The sequence below is a fragment of the Acinetobacter sp. 24-47-62 genome, assembly GCF_056779765.1.
Genome location: NZ_JBWYIN010000028.1, coordinates 1 through 4426 on the forward strand (window position 1 = coordinate 1; position 4426 = coordinate 4426).

Sequence of the window (4426 nt, forward strand, 5' to 3'; positions counted from 1 at the left end):
ACGGGATAACTATTTTACGTTATGGGGTAACTAAATTTTGCGTTACGGGGTAACTAATGTTACGGGGTAACTTTTTAATGTTATGGGGTAACTAAAATAAAGTGATGTATTTATCATTCTTATGTTATGGGGTAACTTTTTAATGTTATGGGGTAACAAATTTAGAAATTTAATTTTTTATTATTTTTGTTATGGGGTAACTTTTAATTTTTGTGCATGTTATAATTTATGAATACTGAAAATTGAAAAAGAGAAAAACAATGAGTGAAAATACTCCTAATGTTGAAGAAACCCTAGTTTCTGTTAAACAAGTTAAAGATCCTAAGACTCGTCAAAGAGAATACAGATTAAGACAAAAAGCTAAAAAAAACGTATCTTTAGATGTTTTTATATCTGAAGAAATTAATGAAAAACTCAATGGGTTGGTAGGGGCATCGGATGGAAAAGATAAAAAAGAAATTGTGGCTAAGTTAATCGAAAAAGAGTTCAATAGAATGTATTCTATCAAAAACTCTAAGTTGAAAGCTTACTTAGAAAAAAAGGGTGGTCAATAAATTTTCTTTAAGAATAATTATTAATTTTTATATTCAATGTTGGTTATGGTTTTTTTAAATTAAAAACCATAACCATAATCATTGCTTTTTTCTTTAACTACTCTTGAGTTGTAGTCATTTAAATATACTATAGGGTATCTTCCGATTTGATTTCTAAACTCATCTGCATATTTCCAAGCCCTATTTTCTTCTCTCTTTAATTGAATTTCTTGTTGTAATTCTTTTAATTTTTCCATGTTTTCCGCTTTATTACTATAAAGAATTTCAGGATGTATCATCTTGATTTCTTTCATTTTTGTATTGTATTTTTCGTTGTATTCTTTGGTGCTTAAACATGACACTTTATTTTCAACTTCAATTTCATACCCCTCAATAGTGACTTTTTTAGTCGGTGCATACTGTTGTAAAGCCATGTTTGTGAGCGTTTCTACCTCTTGTCTAACGTGCTTTACGTACTCTTTACCAAAACCTAAAATATCGGCGGTGATTTTCTTACATCCTCCGCCTTGTGGCTGTTTGAAGTACAAAGCAGGATCTCTTTCAACACCGTCTAAAGCTCTTTCGCTGTAGAGTATGTGTAGGTGAGGTTGGTCGATTCCTTCTAACGCCCCAGTATGATTATGTATCGAGGCTGAAAATGGGTATTGGTGTTCTTTGCAGAATTTTTGAATCATCGACTTTGCTAGCTCGATCCTCTGCTTTTTCGTTAGTTCTTTTGGGAGTGCAATCACAAGTGTTGTTGCGACTCTCGCATTTGAGCGTTCATAGTCATCTGCTGCTTTCCAAAACTCACTAGGGTTGTGTTGTGCCCAACTTGGCATGCATCCATGTTCGACATGCTCGACATGCTCGTTTTCCTTCCCGTTTTTAAAATGCGCGGTTCGGGTGATGTAGTGATACACGCCTTTGGCGGATGCCTTGCTGATAGTCTTGCCCTTGCTTGTTGTGTGACTCCCTTTTTTGAGGTGTCTATAGCTAACAAAAAACATAAATTTCCTTCTGTGGGAATAGCCTCGCAGAGCCTGCGGAGCACGAGTAGTAGTGTGTCTGATTCGAAGAATTAGACACACGGAAACGAGCTATCAGTTTATTTTATTTTGCGTTCGCAAAATAAAATAAACTGATCTTTTGCAGAAATTAGACTTATTTAAATTGTTTTTTTCGCAATGTTTTATGATTGAAAAAAAAGCGAGAAATTTGATATGACGGGTAAACGTGGCGCACCAAAAAAAAATTTCACTTTTGATCAAATAGAACAATTAATGGGGGAGTTTGGTAAAAGAAATCCCTGGTTTATGGCGGTTGATAAAGGGTTTGATAAGGCTTTTGACCGTTTGAATGATACAGACTTTTTTATAGCTGGCGGTCATTTGACGACGAGGGAGGTACTTCGTAACAGTGATGATAGTGATGAAATTCATAGACTAATATCACGTTTTGCTAATGTTACAGCAGAGCGTCAAAAATGGTATGCAAGACTCGAGGCAATAAAAGCTAAGTCGGTTGAAAGTCTGACAAGTCTTGAAAAAATCGCTTTAGATCTCTCTAAACTTAATACTCGAGATGCATTTATACAATGTGAAAAAGCTTTAAAAGCTTGTGTTGATATCGATGAACAAAAAGCTCAAACAAAAGCTGAGCTAAAGCGCGTTGAAGCGCGAGCAAAAGCTATTGAGATGAGGGAAAAGAGAGGTACATCACCGCAAGCTGAGCGAAAAGCTAGAACTGCAAGACTATGTTTCTATGGCGGTGTTCTTGAAGGCTTTAGTAAAATTTTGGGGGAGAATGGGCATCAAGATTTAATTAATCCTCTTTCTCTATTGAGGCTTTTTGTTGGCGCATTTACAGATCCTTTCATCAAAGAAAAGCTACAAGAATACTTAGCGCAAGTTGAAAGCGACAAAAGAAACAACTCATAGCGGTATTAATTGATTTTATTGAAGCCCTGTAGTTGAAGATCCAGCGGTATTGAATATGTATACTCTTTTAACTTGTTTTCCCAATATTCATAGTTCCCGTTTTGCATTTCTAATGTAATTCGCTTTAGTATGTCTGAATCTCGTTCATTACCATTCCGAAAACGGTCGTAAAGATTTCTTGTTCTAATAGCTTGAGTCACAAAAATAATAGCTTTGGATTTCGCTATTTCCTGATTTTCTTGTTTTTCATCATTCTTAGTTTTGTTATTTGTTTCAGCCCCCCCTTCTTTTACATCGATTTTTTTAGAAATTGAGAAACGTACATGACTAGCTTTTTTTGATTCATGCTTTTCTGCTAAAAAACTCACAGATAAGTCTGTATGTGAATTGATTTGATCTATGTGCGGTTTTAGAACTTGCTTCTTAAAATCTTTATAGTCTTGATATGATTCGTTATCTATCGATAGCAATGATTTTAGTTCGCTAATTGACACTAAAATATTTGCTCTAAAAGAGTTTTGAATCAGAAACGGATAAATCTTTAAAGCGTGTCCACTAAGTTTTGCCATGTGAGAAATTTGGATCTTAGTGAAAGGGAAGCTAGTATTAAAAACACGCATGATGTGTAGTGCAAAGTGTGAAAAACTAACAGTAAACATACCATCCATGTATGCAGCAGACGTAACCAGTCGTGTTCTTACTAATCCCCTATTTTTATCATGATATATGACGCTATGTTCGTACAAAGATGATACTGCTCTATCTAGAGCTGTATATGCGCCTTTAACCGATAATCCTGTTACAGCTGCATACTCTTGTGCTTTGAGTGAAAAGATTGTTTGCTCAGAGGGGATTTCATCCATTAAACGAACTTTCGGGCTGAGCAATATAAGCAGCCGCATAACATCATCTTTCAATGGCTTTTCATGCTGAAGCTGAAAGAAAACATTCTGAAAAACGGCAAGTGACTGTCCGTATTTTTTTTCATTTTCCTGATTGGTGAGTGGTAGCAATTCTTTATCCTGCTCACAAAATGTAGATATTTTAACTTTTTTTGTTATTTGAGACGACACAATAGATCCTTTGTTAAAGGGGGGTATTTTTTTAGTGTATAACACCCCCTTTTATAAGAGTCAATAATTGTTCAAATTAGGTCAATAATTAGGTTATACAGGGGGTTAAATATTCCTAATATCTACAAGTGTTTTTAGTCTTCAAACGTACCCCCCTTGTCTTCAAACGTACCCCCCTTTGTCTTCAAACGTACCCCCCTTTGTCTTCAAACGTACCCCCCTTTGTCTTCAAACGTACCCCCCTTTGCCCTCTGGAATATTGGTGTACCAATGCTTTCAAGCCATCCGTAAAGCTTTTTAAAGCTTTTTAAAGTTATTAAAAGCTTTTTAAAGGAAAACAGCCCTGAAAAACAGCGCCTTTGGCACTCGCTTTGCTCGTGACGTTGTGACGTCGCTTCGCTCCGTCGAGGGCGCTGTTTTGGTTACTCTCATTGTGATGATTAATATTCAAAATGATGCGGTCGCTTCGCTCCGCTTTTATAAAAGCAAAAGCTTAAAAACATACACGGCTCCGCGAACAAGCGATTAAAAAGCAAATACCGCATTTTGTTGCTCAGAGGGGGGAATGAGCGACTTGCATTTGTGTCGCTCGTAGACACTCGCTAAAAAAATTCTCTAAAAACGGACATAACTTTGTCTTTTGAATAATTTGAGCTATAAATTTTTTTAATTTTTTTAAAATTCGCGTTTTAAGGCGTTTTAAGGCGTTTTTAACGCTCCCCTTACTGAAACACCATTCTTTGCTAAAACATGCGAAATATCGCAAACCATGAAGAAATAGCCCTATGTTTGATGGGGTGGCGAAATTTTAATGTTGAAATTTAAATCCGTTCTTAATTTTAAAAGTTACGGGATAACTATTTTACGTTATGGGGTAACT

At 35.7% G+C, this 4426-nt stretch carries 4 protein-coding genes; 2 read left to right on the forward strand and 2 right to left on the reverse strand.

What is annotated here, in order from left to right; all coding sequences use genetic code 11:
* The first annotated feature begins 260 nt into the window (after positions 1-260).
* Entirely contained in the window at positions 261-554 is a 294-nt protein-coding gene (locus AC1M87_RS14665) for a hypothetical protein (RefSeq protein WP_481594107.1), read from the forward strand.
* Between the two features lie 59 nt (positions 555-613).
* Here AC1M87_RS14665 and AC1M87_RS14670 read toward each other — a convergent pair whose 3' ends face one another.
* Positions 614-1543 (reverse strand): MobA/MobL family protein, encoded by a 930-nt coding sequence (locus AC1M87_RS14670; protein ID WP_481594108.1) that lies wholly within the window; start codon positions 1541-1543, stop codon positions 614-616.
* A gap of 213 nt (positions 1544-1756) precedes the next feature.
* On the opposite strand from AC1M87_RS14670, the gene AC1M87_RS14675 reads away from it, so the two are divergent.
* Entirely contained in the window at positions 1757-2473 is a 717-nt protein-coding gene (locus AC1M87_RS14675) for a hypothetical protein (RefSeq protein WP_481594109.1), read from the forward strand.
* A 5-nt stretch (positions 2474-2478) separates the two neighbouring features.
* On the opposite strand, the gene AC1M87_RS14680 is transcribed toward AC1M87_RS14675, so the two are convergent.
* On the reverse strand, positions 2479-3546 hold the full coding sequence (locus AC1M87_RS14680) for a RepB family plasmid replication initiator protein (protein WP_481594110.1): 1068 nt from the start codon (positions 3544-3546) through the stop codon (positions 2479-2481).
* Between the last annotated feature and the right edge of the window lie 880 nt (positions 3547-4426).

Excerpts from the sequence above, each read along its gene's own strand:
- AC1M87_RS14670 (WP_481594108.1), bottom strand. The coding sequence starts at position 1,543 with ATGTTTTTTGTTAGCTATAGACACCTCAAAAAAGGGAGTCACACAACA.
- AC1M87_RS14665 (WP_481594107.1), top strand. The coding sequence starts at position 261 with ATGAGTGAAAATACTCCTAATGTTGAAGAAACCCTAGTTTCTGTTAAA.
- AC1M87_RS14675 (WP_481594109.1), top strand. The coding sequence starts at position 1,757 with ATGACGGGTAAACGTGGCGCACCAAAAAAAAATTTCACTTTTGATCAA.